A 13,791-nucleotide genomic window follows, 5' to 3' on the forward strand; every position below is an offset into this window, starting at 1 on the left:
CCTCCTTCCGGGGGTGGCGGGTGGGGTGTGTGGGCCTGCGGGGAGAGGGAGTTGCCGCTCATTCGCGGGGCGGAGGTGGTTCCGGCTGTGGGGGCGGGTCCGGGCGCCGGTGGGCGGGGCGGCCCTTCCAGGTGGCGCGGTGAGGGTTGTTCTCGCGGCGCCATTTGAGGCGGTTGTGGGTGGAGCACAGGGGCTGGATGTTCTCGGCGCTGGTGCGGCCGCCCCGGGAGTAACTGGTGACGTGGTCGGCCTCGGTGCCGCTGATGGGGACGTCGCAGCCCTGGGGCCAGGCGCAGGTGGTGCGGCCGTGGTGGGCGACGGTGCGGATCTGCTCGGGGGCGTTGCGCATCCCTCGGCCCACGTCCAGGGGCTTGCCGGTGGCGGGGTCGGTGATCACCCGGCGGAGCACGCTGCCCGGGGACAGGGCGCGGACGGCTTCCATGGCCAGGAGCATCCCGTCCTGCGTGGCCGCACCATCACCGTCACCTTTGGGCACGGTGGCGCGCTGGCCGGTGTAGACGTCCAAGGGCACGGTCACGTTGATCATCGCGAGGGGACCGGGGGGTTTGGTGCAGTTCTGGTGGCCCAGCGCGGACCTGATCAGTTTCATGAAGGCGTCGTAGGAGCGTTCTGCCTTCGACTGCCTCGGGCCGGTGGGGTTGAGGGGCTTGGTGAACGCGGCCACCGCCTTCTCCAGGAGCTCGGCGTCCACCTCGGGGCCGGAAGCCTGGAGGTAGAAGGAACCCTCGAAGCTACGCAGCACGTCCAGGCGACGGTTGCGGTGGGCCCTCCTGTGCTCGTCCTCCACCAGGGTGGGGTGGAGTTGAACGGAGATACGTCGGCCGAGCCGGGCGAGTTGGGAGGCGGAGAGGGCGGGGTTGTCGGCCTTCACGGCCATCATCCCGGAATCCATCAACTGCCGGAAGGCGTCCGGGTCGGGGAACTCGGTCTCGTCCCGGGTTTTCGTCGCGGCCTCGACCGCCTTGGCGGTGGCGGTGGCTTCTCCGAGGGAAAGCAGTCCCGAGTCGAGGGCTTGACGTGTTTCGGGAAGCCTTTCATGAAACAGTGAATCTGCCAGGCACGCGAGGGACCGGGCTTCTGCCGGACTCGTTCCGAGTGCTTGGGTGATCCACCCGGCCAGAGTGCGCTGACCCCCCACTTCCAGGAGATTTCCGGTGGAGTGGATGTGCGCCAGCCGCATAAGGATGTGCAGTTTGGCCTGATCCATGTCGTGCCACACCTGGCAGATGTCGTCCAACACCTCGGCCACGGCACCGGCTGAGGGTGTGGCCTCGAAGGTGTGGGTGACCTGCTCCCTCGCTTTGCGCATGGCGGCGACGGCGGAGGAGTGTCCCATTGTCGCCGTGTCACGCGTGGAGGAGAAGGTCATGCCTCCACTGTAGGGGTGAATGGCGGAAAAGAGAATGGGAGTTGAGAATGAATTCGACCTGGAACGCCAGGTTTCTTGGTTGCCAAAAAGGTCCTGTGGATAACTCCGATAATGGCCGAGGCTCTGCTATTTAATGCCCTGGGCCTGAACCCTCTTGGTCCGGAAGGGCGTCCACGAGGGTTCGGAGGGCGCGGACGTGTTCGGGGCCGGTGCGGCAGCAGCCCCCGACGAGCACCGCGCCGTCGGTGATCCACTGGGCGGCGGCGTGGCCGAAGTCCCGCGGGTCGGTGGTGCCGGTCCACCTCTGGGTCTCTGCGTCCCAGCGTTCGCCGGAGTTCGGGTACGCGACGGTGGGCAGGCCGGTGCCGGCGACCTCGCGAAGCAGGCCGGGCACGTCGCTGGGCGGCACGCAGTTCACGCCCACGGCCAGCAGCTGGTCGCGGAGCGGAGCGAGCTCGGCCGCGACCTGGCGGAGGGGAGTGCCGTCGCTGATGTGCTCGGCATCGGCACAGGAGAAGCTGAACCACGCGCGGACGTGGGGGGTCTCCTCCAGGAGACGGGCGAGGGCTCGGGCCTCCTGGAGGGAGGGCAGCGTCTCGCAGGCCATGAGGTCGGCACCGCTGTCCGTGAGGATCCGCCAGCGTTCGCGGTGCCAGTGGTGGAGCTGGTCCTCGGTGAGGCCGTAGGCGCCCGTGTACTCGGAGCCGTCCGCGAGTGAGGCGCCGTAGGGGCCCACGCTGGCGGCCACGAGGCCGCCGCCGAAGGCGTTACGTTCGGTGCGGGCGAGTTCCACGGAGCGGGAGAGAAAGCCCTGGGCCTCGGCGCGGGAGTGGCCGCGTTCGATGAGGGCGGTGACGCTGGCCTGGTAGCTGGCGGTGATCGCGACGTCGGCGCCCGCCTGGAAGTAGTCGCGGTGGACCCGGGAGACGAGTTCCGGTTCCTCGACGAGGAGACGGGCGGACCACAGGCCTCCGCTGAGGTCGCGTCCGTGCGCCTCCAGGCTGGTGGCCAGGCCTCCGTCGAGTACGAGTGGGCGTGTCATGGCGGCACCTCCTTCGGGTGAAGTATCGCCCGCGGGCAGCGTGGAAATTACCGAGAGGTCCCCCGCAGCCGTTAACCTCCACACGTGCCACCGGTAATGCGACCTGAACACGCCAAACTCCGTCCACTGTCCGCCCTCGCAGCGCTGCTCGGGCCGGACGCCACACTCCTGCGCCCGGATCTCGGCGCGGACCGTCCAGCGGACATGCCCGATCGGGAGATCCATGTCCGCGGTATCACCCATGACTCCCGCAAGGTGCGACAGGGTGACCTGTACGCCGCCCTGCCGGGGACCCGCGCGCACGGCGCCGACTTCTCCAAGCAGGCGGCCCAGGCCGAGGCCGCGGCGATCCTGACCGACGCCGCTGGCGCCGACCGGGCCGTCGAGTCCGGCCTGCCCGTGCTCGTCGTGCCGGACGCGCGCGCGGCGCTGGGCAAGGTCGCGGCCTGGGTCCACGACGACCCCGCCGAGGACCTGCTCCTGGTCGGTACCACGGGGACCAGTGGCAAGACCACGGTCACCTACCTGATCGAGTCCGGCATGCGCCAGGCCGGGATGAGCACGGGCCTGGTCGGCACCGTGGAGATGCGTGTGGGCGACGAGCGTGTCGCCTCCTCGCTGACCACGCCGGAGGCCACGGACCTGCACGGTCTGTTCGCGGTCATGCGCGAACACGGGACGACGGCCGCCGCCATGGAGGTCTCCAGCCACGCCCTGGCCCTGGGCCGCGTGGGCGGGACCCGCTACGACGTGGCGATCTTCACGAACCTGTCCCAGGACCACCTGGACTTCCACTCGGACCTGCGCGACTACTTCGACACCAAGGCGCGCCTGTTCTCGCCCGAGTACTGCGACATCGCCGTGGTCAACGCCGACGACCGGTTCGGCCGCGCGCTGGTGGACATGGTGCAGGGGCGCGGCGCGGTCCCGGTGACCACCTTCGCGGTGGAGGGCGCCTCGGACGCGGGCCCGGAGAACGCCATGGCGGCGGACTGGACCGCGGTGGACGTCGTCCTCGGCGCCACCGGCAGCACCTTCCGCATCGTGGGTCCCGGCGGTATGGAGGCGCGTGCCTCGGTGGCGCTGCCCGGCCCGTTCAACGTCTCCAACGCCATGGCGGCCGTGGTGGGCCTGGTCGAGGCGGGCATCCCGATGGAGACGGCGATCGCCGGTGTGGCCGCCGCTCCCGGAGTGCCGGGCCGCATGGAGCCGGTCGAGGTGCGCGGCGCGTCGGGGTCGCAGGACTTCGCGGCCCTGGTGGACTACTCGCACAAGCCCGGCGCGATCGAGGCCGTGCTCAGCGCCCTGAGGGAGACCACCGACGGGCAGGTCACCATGGTGGTCGGCTGCGGCGGCGACCGGGACCGCGCCAAGCGTCCGCTCATGGGCGAGGCCGCCGCGCGCCTGGCCGACCAGCTGATCATCACCAACGACAACCCGCGCACCGAGGACCCGGTCTCCATCGCCTCCGCGATGCTGGACGGGGTCGCCAAGGTCCCCGAGGACCAGCGGGCCCGCGTGACGGTGGAGTTCGACCGAGCCGAGGCGATCGGCCTGGGCGTGCACCGGACCGGCCCCGGCGACGTGGTGGTGGTCGCGGGCAAGGGCCACGAGACCGGTCAGTACGTCAAGGGCGAGGTCCTGCCCTTCGACGACCGCGAGGTCCTGCGGGGCGCCATCGAGGACGCCCTGCGCACCCGGGCGAGCGAGCGGCTGGGCAACGCCCTCCAGAACGTCCACCGGGTGCCTGACGAGGGCTGACCCACGACACACCCGAGGTGCGCCGAAACTTGGTGCCGTCCTCTTTCCGGGACGCGGTCCCAGACCGCGTCCCGGTGGTGTGCCCCTCCGTGACGTGCACGAATCACACGCGCGGTGCGTGTCGACGGTCACGAAGTGGAGCATATTGCTCTGGACAGGGCCCTGCCGGGACCCCAGACACCCCAACATGTTCTAAGGTAGGTCCGGCAATCGCAGCCCGACACGTGCCGCCCACCCAGGCGCCCGCGGCCCGGTACCAGCCGGAGTTCGTGGCCCGGCGCGGCACCGCGCGCACGGTATCCGCGGTGCCATCCCCTGACCCGATCCCGAGGCCGGGTGGCCAATGCCCCTGGGGCGCCGTGGGCCGGGCCTGACATGAGGAGTGGATTTGATCGCGCTCACGCTCGATCGGATCGCTGAGATCACCCAAACCGCCATCGGCGGATCAGCGCGCCCCGACGCCGTCGTCGACGGCCCCGTCGTCATCGACTCTCGACAGGTGGCGCCAGGAGCGCTCTTCGTCGCCCTGAGCGGTGAACGGGTCGACGGTCACGACTTCGCCGCGACCGCCGTGGCGGCCGGAGCCGTCGCGGTCCTGGCCTCGCGCCCGGTCGACGCCCCCCACCTGCTGGTGGACGGCGGCGACGACGAGGTCGTGGCGGCCCTGGCCCGACTCGCCCGGCACGTGGCCACCGAACTCAGCGACCCCGCGCGCGGAACGGCCACCACGGAGGTCGTGGGGGTCACCGGCTCCTCCGGGAAGACCACCACCAAGGACCTCATCGCCCAGGTTGTCGGAGAACTGGGCCCCACCGTCGCCCCCGCGGGCTCGTTCAACAACGAGATCGGCCACCCGCTCACGGTGCTCCGCGCGGACACCGGCACCAAGAACCTGGTGCTGGAGGTCGCCGCACGGGGGATCGGGCACATCGCCCACCTGTGCCGCGTCGCCCCGCCCCGGATCGGTGTCGTCCTCAACGTCGGCAGCGCCCACATGGGCGAGTTCGGCGGCCGTGACGCCATCGCCAAGGCCAAGGGCGAACTCGTGGAGTCCCTGCCGCCCGGCGGCGAACGGCGCGGAGTGGGCGGCGTGGCCGTCCTCAACGCCGACGACCCGCTGGTGCGCGCCATGCACTCCCGCACCGAGGCCCGCGTGGTGTTCTACGGCACCGCCGAGGACGCCCAGGTGCGCGCCACGGACATCACCATCGGTACCGACGGCGCCCCGTCCTTCACCCTGAACCTGCGCGGTCGTACCGCCCCGGTCCAGCTGGGACTGGTCGGCGCCCACCAGGTCAGCAACGCGCTGGCCGCCGCGGCCGTCGCCGACGACCTCGGGATGGACATCGAAGACATCGCCGCCGCCCTCGGCGCGGCGACCCCGGTCAGCCGCTGGCGCATGGAGGTCACCGAACACCACGGTGTCACCCTCGTCAACGACGCCTACAACGCCAACCCCGAGTCGATGCGGGCGGCACTGACCACCCTGGGCGCGCTCGCGCGGGACCGCCGGTCCATCGCGGTGCTCGCGCACATGGCCGAGCTCGGTGACGACGGCGGGGCGGAGCACGAGAACGTGGGTGAGCTGGCCGCCGAGACCGGCGTGGCCCACCTGGTCGTGGTCGGAGCGGCGGCCGAGGGGATCGCAGTCGGCGCCGAACGCGCCGCCCAGCAGGGGCGGTGGCGCGGTGAGAGCATCCGGGTTCCCGACGCGGAGGCGGCAGCCGACGCGGTGCGCGAACGGATGCGCACAGGAGACGTTGTCATTGTGAAGGGATCGCGCGTGGCTGCGCTCGAAAGGGTCATCGACCTCATCACCAAGGGTGATGTCCAGTGATCGGCATCACCATAGCGGCGGGGCTCTCGCTGATCATCTCCATGGTGCTGATGCCGCCGCTCATCAAGCTCCTGTACCGGTTCAAGTTCGGCCAGGAGGTCCGCGACGACGGACCCGAGGGCCACAAGACCAAGCAGGGCACGCCCACCATGGGCGGCATCGTGATCATCCTCGGCGCGGTGGTGGGCTACTTCGGCTCCCACCTGCTGCTCTGGGCGATCCAACCGGCCGCCTCCGGGCCCACGGCCTCCGGTCTCCTGGTGATGTTCCTGTTCGTCGGCATGGGCTGTGTCGGCTTCCTGGACGACTTCATCAAGATCTACAAGCGCCGCAGCCTCGGTCTGCGCAGCGGCGCCAAGATGGTCGGCCAGGCCGTCATCGGTGTCGGCTTCGCCTACGGCGTCACCCAGTTCCCGAACGGCTACGGCTACACCCCCGCCGCCCCCCAGCTGTCGTTCCTCCGCGACTTCGGACCGCCGCTGATGATCGGCGTGTTCGTGATCTGGGCGCTGTTCCTCATCGTGGGCTTCTCCAACGCGGTGAACCTCACCGACGGTCTGGACGGTCTGGCCACCGGCGCGACCATCCTGTCGCTGGCCGCCTACGTCATCATCGGCAACTGGCAGCTGCGCCAGTCCTGCGTGGAGGCGCTCACCTCCAGCTGCTACACGGTCCGCGACCCCCTGGACCTGGCCGTGGTGGCCTCCGCCGTGCTCGGCTCGTGCATCGGCTTCCTGTGGTTCAACGCCCCGCCCGCCAAGATCTTCATGGGCGACACCGGTTCGCTGGCCCTGGGCGGACTCATCGTGGGTCTGGCCATCACCACCCGCACGCAGCTCCTGCTGCTGCTCATCGGTGGCCTGTTCGTCATCATCACCATGTCCGTGATGATCCAGATCACCTCGTTCCGCCTCACCGGCAAACGGGTGTTCCGCATGGCCCCGCTCCAGCACCACTTCGAACTCAAGGGTTGGGCGGAGACCACCATCGTCATCCGGTTCTGGATCATCCAGGGCCTGTTCATGGCGATCGCCATCGGGCTCTTCTACCTGGAATGGATGCCAAGCTAGAGGCATGCCGCACCTCCATCCTTCCGACTCGTCCCGCTCCGCCGCCCCCGCAGGGGGAGACGATCCCTTCGTGGGCGCGCGGGTCTGCGTCGCCGGTCTGGGTGTCTCCGGGCCCCCCGTCGCCAGGGCTCTCCTGGCCCGGGGGGCCCGCGTGGTCGTCGTCGACGGCCGTGACGACGACACCACCCGCCCGGTCGCCGCCGCCCTGACCGAGGCAGGCGCCGAGGTCGTCCTGGGCGACACCCCCCTGCCCGAGGGCTGCGACCTCGTGGTCACCTCGCCCGGCTGGCGTCCCGACTCCCCGCTCCTGGTCCGCGCCGCCGAGGCCGGAGTGGAGGTCATCGGGGACGTGGAGCTGGCCTGGCGGCTCAAGCCCGCCGACCAGGTGTGGCTCGCCATCACCGGTACCAACGGCAAGACCACCACCGTGCGCATGCTGGAGTCCATCCTGCGCGCGGACGGCCGTGACGCGCTCGCGGTGGGCAACGTCGGCACCCCGATCGTGGACGCCGTTCTGCCCGACGCCGACGGCCACGTGCACGACGTCCTCGCCGTGGAGCTGTCCAGTTTCCAGCTGCACTGGTCCAACAGCGTCCGCCCCCACGCCGCCACCGTCCTCAACGTCGCCCCCGACCACCTGGACTGGCACGGCGGCCTGGAGCCCTACGCCCGCGCCAAGGGCAAGGTGTTCGCACGCGGCACGATCCGCGTGGTCAACACCGCTGACGCGTGGTCCGTCCGCCTGGCAGAGGAGGAGGGCGACCCGCACACCCCGGTGGTGGGCCTGCGTCTGGACACACCGGGCGTCGGTGAGTTCGGTGTGGTCGAGGACCTGCTGGTGGACCGCGCCTTCGTGGACGAGCCGCACAGCAGCGCCGAGGAGCTCGCCACCCTGGCCGACGTACGGCCCGCCGCTCCGCACAACGTCGCCAACGCCCTGGCCGCCGCGGCCCTGGCCCGATCGCTGGGGGTCGCGCCCGCCTCGGTCCGGGCGGGGCTGACCGCCTTCGTGCCCGAACCCCACCGCATCGCTTACGTGGCCTCGGTCGCGGGCGTGGACTACGTGGACGACTCCAAGGCCACCAACCCGCACGCCGCCGCCGCGTCGCTGAACTCCTACGACTCCGTGGTGTGGATCGCGGGCGGCCTGCTCAAGGGGGCCGAGGTGGACGGACTCGTTGCCGGGGCCGCCGCCCGTCTGCGCGGCGCGGTGCTGATCGGCGCCGACCGCGAGCGCATCCGCGAGGCCCTGGCCGAGCACGCCCCCGAGGTCCCGGTGGTGGAGGTGGCGGGCCCCGAACCCGACGCGCCCGCCGGTCACACGGTGATGGACGCGGTGGTCGCCCGGGCCGCCGAGCTCGCCGAGGAGGGCGACACGGTGCTGCTGGCCCCGGCCGCAGCCTCCATGGACATGTTCACCAACTACCCCGAGCGGGGCCGGTTCTTCGCTGAGGCGGTTCACCGCCGGTCCTGAGGGGCACCGGACACGGGCCCGGACGAGCGGCGGCCCGATCTGTCACTGAGTCACCGGAGGTCACCCCTGCGTCATTTCGGACGTGCGGGTGGCCTCCTGTGTGTCGCGTAGCACCCCGCACACCGCCAAAGATGGCCAACACGCGGGAAATGTCCACGGTTCCCGACCCGCCGGTACGCAAGTATTGAGGCGCGAATCGTGCGGAGGGTGTGGATGGCGGCGACGACAACGGTTCCCGGGGTGTCCCGCACCCGGGAGCGCACGGCGGCCGGTGGCCGCGAACGGGGCCTCTGGCGTGAGTGGGCCCGGTCCCTGGACCGACCCCTCACCTCCTACTACCTGATCCTCAGTACCGCGGTGATGCTCATCTCGCTGGGCCTGGTCATGGTGCTGTCCTCGACGATGGTCAACTCCATCACCGAGACCGGCTCGGCCTTCTCCGTGGTCCAGCGCCAGATGGTGTCGGCCATGATCGGCCTGCCGCTCATGGTGATCGCCTCCCAGCTGCCCCTGTGGGTCTTTCGCATGGTCGGCTACCCGGCGATGATCCTGTCCGTGGCACTGCTGCTGCTCACCGCGTTCCAGGGCACCGAGGTCAACGGCGCCATGCGGTGGCTGGAGGTCGGCGGCCTGGTCATCCAGCCCTCCGAACCGGCCAAGCTCGCCTTCGCCCTGTGGGGCGCCAACATCCTGGCCCGCAAGGAGGAGCTCAAGGACCTCACCGAGTGGCGGCACCTGCTGATCCCGCTGGTGCCAGGCTGCGGACTCCTCGTGCTCCTCGTGCTGCTGGGCTCGGACCTGTCCACCTCACTGGTGCTGCTGCTCATCTTCCTGAGCCTGCTGTGGGTGGTGGGCGCGCCCGCGCGTCTCTTCGTGGCCATGTTCGGGCTGGTCCTGGGCCTGGCCGCGATCGTCATCGCGATCGAGCCCTTCCGCATGACCCGTATCGCCGTGTTCCTCGACCCCGAGTCGGACCCGAGCGGTTCCGGATTCCAGTCCCTGCACGGCCTGTACGCGCTGGGCACCGGAGGGCTCTTCGGGGTCGGCATCGGCGCCAGCCGTGAGAAGTGGGGGTTCCTGCCCTTCGCCGAGTCCGACTTCATCTTCGCCATCATCGGTGAGGAGTTCGGGCTCCTCGGCTCCCTGCTGGTCCTCGGCCTGTTCGGCATGCTGGGCTACGCCGGTCTGCGCGTGGCCTTCCGGGTCAGGGACCCGTTCTCCCGGCTCGCCGCCTTCGCCATCGTGACCTGGATCATCGGCCAGTCCATGATCAACATCGCGGCCGTCATCGGCCTGGTCCCCGTGACCGGCATCCCGCTGCCCCTGGTCTCCTACGGCGGCTCCGCGCTCATCCCGACGATGATCTCGCTCGGGGTGCTGCTCGCCATCGCCCGGAACGAGCCCGAGGCCCAGAAGGCCCTGGCGGCCCGGGGTCCCACGCGGGTCCAAAGGGCTCTAAGCTGGCTTGGCCTGGAGAACATCGTCGCTTCCGTCCGTAAACAGAGCGGTTCGACGCCCTCCAAGCGCACCACCGCGTCGCGCACCCCTCGCAAGTCGGGTGAGCGCGGGGCGAAGACGGGTGCCAAGACCACGGCCAAGAACAACAGCGGACCGGTCCCGGCGGGTGATCGGCCAAGGAGGAATCGGCGACGATGAGGGTAGCCCTCGCCGGAGGCGGCACGGCCGGGCATATCGAGCCCGCACTCTCCCTAGCGGACGCGCTGCGGCGCGTGGAACCCAACACGGAGATCCTCTGCCTGGGAACGGAGCGGGGCCTGGAGACCCGGCTGGTTCCCATGCGCGGCTACGAACTGGGCCTGATCCCGGCGGTCCCCCTGCCGCGCAGGCTCACCCCGCAACTGCTCACGGTCCCCGGCAAGCTGGCCGGGGCCCTCAGCGCGGCGGGCGAACAACTCGACAAGGTCCAGGCCGACGTCCTCGTCGGCTTCGGCGGCTACGTGGCCACCCCCGGCTACCTGGCGGCCCGGCGCCGTCGCATCCCCATCGTCGTGCACGAGGCCAACCCGCTCCCGGGCCTGGCCAACCGGCTCGGCGCGCGGCTCACCCCGCACGTGTTCACCGGACACCCGCACACCCAGATCCGTAACGGCCGGTTCATCGGCATCCCGCTGCGCCAGCAGATCACCTCGCTGGACCGGCTGGCCATGGGCGACAAGGCCCGCGCCTACTTCGGCCTGCGCCCCGACCTCCCCACCCTGCTGATCTTCGGCGGCTCCCAGGGCGCCCAGCGCATCAACGAGACCGCCTTCCAGGCCGCCGCGGCCTTCCGCCAGGCGGGCGTGCAGGTCCTGCACGTGGTCGGCCCCAAGAACGCCGACGAGCCCCAGGACCTCACCCAGGACGGCATCCCCTATGTCGCCGTCCCCTACGTGGACCGCATGGACATGGCCTACGCCGCCGCCGACGTGGCGATGTGCCGGTCCGGTGCCATGACCTGCGCCGAACTCACCGCCGTGGGACTGCCCGGCGCCTTCGTGCCGCTGGCCATCGGCAACGGCGAGCAGGCGCTGAACGCCGAGCCGATCGTCCAGGCGGGCGGTGGCCTGATGGTCGACAACGCCGACGTCTCGGTCGAGTGGATCACCGGCCAGCTCATCCCGCTGCTCACCGACACCGACCGAGTCGTGGCCATGTCGGAGGCGGCGGCTCGGATGGGTCGCCGCGACGCGGACACCGAACTGGCCCGGGAGGTCCTCGCGATCGCCCGCGGCGACAAGCCCACCCCTGACATGCAACTGTCCGACGACGACGGCGAAGACGCCTTCTACGACGACGGGAAGGACGCACGATGAGCCTGGTCACACCGACCGACCCGGTCCCCGTCGACGAACTCGGCCGTACCCACTTCATCGGTCTGGGCGGGGCCGGCATGTCCGGCATCGCCCGCGTGCTGCTCCAGTCCGGGGTCGAGGTCTCGGGCAGTGACGCCCGCGACAGCGAGACCCTGCGCGAACTCGAGCAGATGGGCGCCCAGGTCTTCGTGGGCCACGCCGCCGAGAACCTGGGCAAGGCCGAGACGCTCGTGGTCTCCTCCGCCATCCGTGAGGACAACCCCGAGCTCGCCGAGGCGCGCGCCCGGGGCATCCGCGTCCTGCCCCGCGCCGCCGCCCTGGGCGCCCTCCTGCTGGGCCGCGAGGGGATCGCCGTCTCGGGCACCCACGGCAAGACCACCACCACCTCCATGGTCACCGTGGTCCTCCAGCACCTGGGGGTCGACCCCGGGTACGTGATCGGCGGCAAGCTGGTCACCACCGGACTCGGTGCCGACGCCGGGATCGGAGAGGTCATAGCCGTGGAGGCGGACGAGAGCGACGGGTCCTTCCTGATGCTCTCTCCCAAGGTCGCCGTGGTCACCAACGTCGAGGCCGACCACCTGGACAACTACAGCGGCATCGACGAGATCCACGCGAACTTCGCGAGCTTCGTGGACCGGGTGGAGCGCACCCTCATCGTCGGGATCGACGACCCGGGCGCCCGCACGGTCGCGGAGCTCGCCCGTGAGCGCGGCAAGAGGGTGCTCACCTACGGCGAGGCCGAGGACGCGGACTACCGGATCACCCGCGTCCGCGCGCGCGGCTTCACCACGGAGTTCACGCTGACCACCGTCGACGGCGAGCCGATCGACGGCACCCTGGCCGTCCCCGGGCGCCACAACGTCCTGAACGCGGCCGCGTCCGTGGTCGTCGCCGACGAACTCGGCCACGACCTGGAGGTCGCGGTGGAGGGGATCGCGGACTTCGCCGGTGCCGCCCGCCGCTTCGAGCTCAAGGGCGAGGGCGACGGCGTGGGCGTCTACGACAGCTACGCGCACCACCCCACCGAGATCGACGCGGACCTGCGCGCCACGCGCGCCGCCCTGCGTTCCTTCTCCGAGGACTCCGACGAGGAGATCGCCGAGGGCCGGGTCGTCGCCCTGTTCCAGCCGCACCTGTACAGCCGGACCCGGATCTTCGCGGAGGAGTTCGCGACCGCCCTGAGCCTGGCCGACGAGGTCGTGGTGATGGAGGTCTACGCCGCCCGCGAGGACCCCGAGCCCGGGGTGACGGGGGAGCTCATCACGTCGAAGGTGTCCCACGACAACGTCCGGTACGTGCCGGACCGCGCGGACGCCGTGCGCACGGTGGCCGCGCTGGCCCGCCCCGGGGACATCGTCCTCACCATGGGCGCCGGTGACGTCACCGAGCTGGGGCCGCTGATCGTGGAGGAGCTGGCGCGGAACGCCGAAGGTACCGAAACCAGCTAGAGGAGCACGCACGTGGCCGCTGACCGTCAGAGGGCGAAGACCACGGAACAGGACGAGGCGGGGCCGGAGGCCGCCGTCCGCAAGGGGTCGGACCCCTGGAAGGTCGCCTTCGCGGTCCTGCTTGTCGTGTCACTGGTCTGCGTGGTCACGTGGGTGCTGCTCGGCTCCCGTCTGCTGGTGGTGCGCGACGTCGCCGTCACCGGCCTGGACCGGGTGTCGAAGGAGGAGGTGGTCGCGGCGGTGTCCGTCGAGACGGGCACGCCCCTGATCCGGGTGGACCTGGATCAGGGCCGCGACCGCGCCGAGGGGATCGACCTGGTCGAGTCCGCCGAGGTGAGCCGGGGCTGGCCCGCGACCCTCAGGGTGGAGGTGGTCGAGCGCCGCCCTCTGCTGGCCATCCGGATGGGTGAGGAGTACCGGCTCGTGGACGGCGACGGCGTCCGGATCGAGGACTCCGCCACGCGGCCCGGTACGCACCCGCTGGTCCGGGTCACGGGGGAGATCGAGGAGAACACGGCGGTCCGGGCCGCCGCCGACATCGTGGAGGAGGCCCCGGACTCCCTCATCGCGCAGATACAGCTGATCGACGCCACCGACACCGACGACATCACCGTGGAACTCGGTGACGGGTCGGTCGTGGAGTGGGGCGACGCGCGGGACACCGCCTCGAAGAGCGCGGTGCTGCGCGTGCTGATGCGCGAGCACCCGCCCGAGGCGGGGCGTGTCTACGACGTCGGAACCCCCGACCTCGCCATCGTCCGGTGAAGCGGGTCCCAAGGAACGGGATACTCACGCAGGAGTCAGGTCAAGAGGCGCGAGTGGGGACAGAGGGTACGAGTGGGAGCTCGACACCGCGAACCGAATCCCTCACGAGGACATTCCAGACGCGACGCGCCGAGTGCGCACTTCGCTTCCTCGCGTTATACGCCGTTAGGCTGAAGTCGTCACCGGTT

At 70.8% G+C, this 13,791-nt stretch carries 10 protein-coding genes; 8 read left to right on the forward strand and 2 right to left on the reverse strand.

The genetic code is table 11. From position 1 onward, the window contains the following. Nucleotides 1–58 precede the first annotated feature (58 nt). The gene (locus tag ACRWK8_RS12655; protein WP_431870376.1) at nt 59–1,390 is read right to left on the reverse strand and encodes an HNH endonuclease signature motif containing protein; all 1,332 of its coding nucleotides are present in this window, start codon (nt 1,388–1,390) and stop codon (nt 59–61) included. Between the two features lie 130 nt (nt 1,391–1,520). Beyond that, entirely contained in the window at nt 1,521–2,432 is a 912-nt protein-coding gene (mmuM, locus tag ACRWK8_RS12660) for a homocysteine S-methyltransferase (RefSeq protein WP_431870378.1), read from the reverse strand. 96 nt (nt 2,433–2,528) lie between these two features. Between mmuM and ACRWK8_RS12665 the strand changes: the two genes are divergently transcribed. The 8 genes from ACRWK8_RS12665 (at nt 2,529) to ACRWK8_RS12700 (ending at nt 13,603) form a co-directional block, all read left to right on the forward strand. Next, nucleotides 2,529–4,193, forward strand: coding sequence for a UDP-N-acetylmuramoyl-L-alanyl-D-glutamate--2,6-diaminopimelate ligase (locus ACRWK8_RS12665; RefSeq protein WP_431870380.1), 1,665 nt, complete (start codon nt 2,529–2,531; stop codon nt 4,191–4,193). 388 nt (nt 4,194–4,581) lie between these two features. Continuing rightward, a complete protein-coding gene (locus ACRWK8_RS12670) occupies nt 4,582–6,030 on the forward strand; it encodes a UDP-N-acetylmuramoyl-tripeptide--D-alanyl-D-alanine ligase (RefSeq protein WP_378741383.1) in 1,449 nt (482 codons plus the stop codon). Then, nucleotides 6,027–7,100, forward strand: coding sequence for a phospho-N-acetylmuramoyl-pentapeptide-transferase (mraY, locus tag ACRWK8_RS12675; RefSeq protein ID WP_017544493.1), 1,074 nt, complete (start codon nt 6,027–6,029; stop codon nt 7,098–7,100). The genes ACRWK8_RS12670 and mraY overlap by 4 nt, the downstream gene beginning before the upstream one ends. Nucleotides 7,101–7,104: 4 nt before the next feature. Continuing rightward, entirely contained in the window at nt 7,105–8,574 is a 1,470-nt protein-coding gene (gene murD, locus ACRWK8_RS12680) for a UDP-N-acetylmuramoyl-L-alanine--D-glutamate ligase (RefSeq protein WP_431870383.1), read from the forward strand. 213 nt (nt 8,575–8,787) lie between these two features. Next, nucleotides 8,788–10,230: a putative lipid II flippase FtsW gene (ftsW, locus tag ACRWK8_RS12685; protein ID WP_378741389.1), complete on the forward strand. Its 1,443-nt coding sequence runs from the start codon at nt 8,788–8,790 to the stop codon at nt 10,228–10,230. After that, the gene (gene murG / locus ACRWK8_RS12690; RefSeq protein WP_378741391.1) at nt 10,227–11,387 is read left to right on the forward strand and encodes an undecaprenyldiphospho-muramoylpentapeptide beta-N-acetylglucosaminyltransferase; all 1,161 of its coding nucleotides are present in this window, start codon (nt 10,227–10,229) and stop codon (nt 11,385–11,387) included. Before ftsW ends, murG begins: the two co-directional genes overlap by 4 nt. Further along, nucleotides 11,384–12,838 (forward strand): UDP-N-acetylmuramate--L-alanine ligase, encoded by a 1,455-nt coding sequence (gene murC / locus ACRWK8_RS12695; protein WP_431870386.1) that lies wholly within the window; start codon nt 11,384–11,386, stop codon nt 12,836–12,838. The genes murG and murC overlap by 4 nt, the downstream gene beginning before the upstream one ends. Before the next feature lie 12 nt (nt 12,839–12,850). Further along, nucleotides 12,851–13,603 carry a cell division protein FtsQ/DivIB gene (locus ACRWK8_RS12700; RefSeq protein WP_431870388.1) on the forward strand — a complete coding sequence of 251 codons (753 nt, stop codon included), beginning with the start codon at nt 12,851–12,853 and terminating at the stop codon, nt 13,601–13,603. Nucleotides 13,604–13,791: the final 188 nt, after the last annotated feature.

Origin of the sequence: Nocardiopsis eucommiae (assembly GCF_965344335.1) — a bacterium.
Lineage (GTDB): Bacteria > Actinomycetota > Actinomycetes > Streptosporangiales > Streptosporangiaceae > Nocardiopsis > Nocardiopsis eucommiae.